Below are 1,235 nucleotides of genomic sequence, written 5' to 3'. Positions count from 1 at the left end.
TGAATCGCTACCACTTCTCTAGACACTTTCTAGCCTAATATTTAGTCTATTAGGAGGTGTGTCATGAGTACAAGAAGGCGGTTTACTGAAGAGTTCAAGTTAGAAGCAGTCAAACAGGTAGTTGAACGGGGTTTTGGTGTTCGAGATGTGGCTGCTAGGCTGGGCACCTCACCCCATAGTCTGTATGCCTGGATTAATAAATATGGTATTCCAGCCGAGCAGCGCTTAGTTCAAGATGATCAATCAGCTAAGCTTAAAAGACTGGAGGCGGAGCTGCGGCGGGTTACCGAAGAGCGCGACATTCTAAAAAAGGCCGCCGCGTACTTTGCCAAGGAGTCCGGTTAAAGTACGCCTTCATCAAAAAGCACCAGCATGAGCATGCCATCCGCACCATGTGCAAGGTTTTGCGAGTCCACCACAGTGGCTATTACGCCTGGCTTAAAGAGCCACTCTCGTCTCGAGCCTATGAGAACCAGATGATCGTAGGTCAAATTAAGCAAGCATGGCTGGCAAGCGGCACCATCTATGGTTATCGCAAGATCCATGATGATCTGCAAGATCTGGGGATTGCTTGTGGAGAGCAACGGGTGTATCGATTGATGAAGGCACAGGGCCTGCGTTCCCAAACAGGCTACAAGCGTAAACCACGGCACCATGCTGGTAAGCCTCATGTGGCAGCCCCCAATCACTTGGGTCAGCAGTTTGATGTTTTAGAACCTAATGAGACCTGGGTAACGGACATTACTTATATCCGCACGCATGAGGGTTGGCTGTACTTGGCGGTGGTCTTGGATTTATTCTCCCGCCAGATTGTAGGCTGGTCGATGCAAGGGCGGATGGATAAGGAGCTCGTAGTCTGTGCTTTGCTGATGGCTTTATGGAAACGAAAACCCAAGCAGACAGTGATGATCCACTCGGATCAAGGCAGTCAATTTTCTAGTTACGAGTGGCAAGCGTTCTTAAAAGAACATAACCTCAAACAAAGTATGAGTCGGCGCGGAAACTGCCATGACAATGCCGTAGTGGAGAGCTTTTTCCAACTACTCAAGCGGGAGCGGATCAAACGCAAGACCTATGCCAGCAGAGCAAAAGCAAGGGAGGATATCTTTGATTACATCGAAATGTTTTACAACCCGGTTAGGCGCCATAGTTATAACAATGGACTTTCTCCGGTAAGATTTGAACAGCAGTACCAAGCGAGGTTGGGAAGTGTCTAGAATATTGGTAGCGATTCA

1 protein-coding gene is annotated in these 1,235 nt (G+C 48.4%); it reads left to right on the top strand.

Features of this window, described 5'->3' with window-relative positions:
* Window positions 1-63: 63 nt before the first annotated feature.
* Window positions 64-1,217 (top strand): IS3 family transposase gene (locus tag ICN49_RS11570; RefSeq protein ID WP_216168227.1). Its coding sequence is split into 2 segments (ribosomal slippage): window positions 64-304 and window positions 304-1,217, totalling 1,155 coding nucleotides; the frame shifts between segments, so codons are not numbered across the junction.
* Window positions 1,218-1,235: the final 18 nt, after the last annotated feature.

This window comes from Polynucleobacter finlandensis (genome assembly GCF_018881755.1).
GTDB lineage: Bacteria > Pseudomonadota > Gammaproteobacteria > Burkholderiales > Burkholderiaceae > Polynucleobacter > Polynucleobacter finlandensis.
This window is presented reverse-complemented; position numbering and strand designations above follow the sequence as displayed.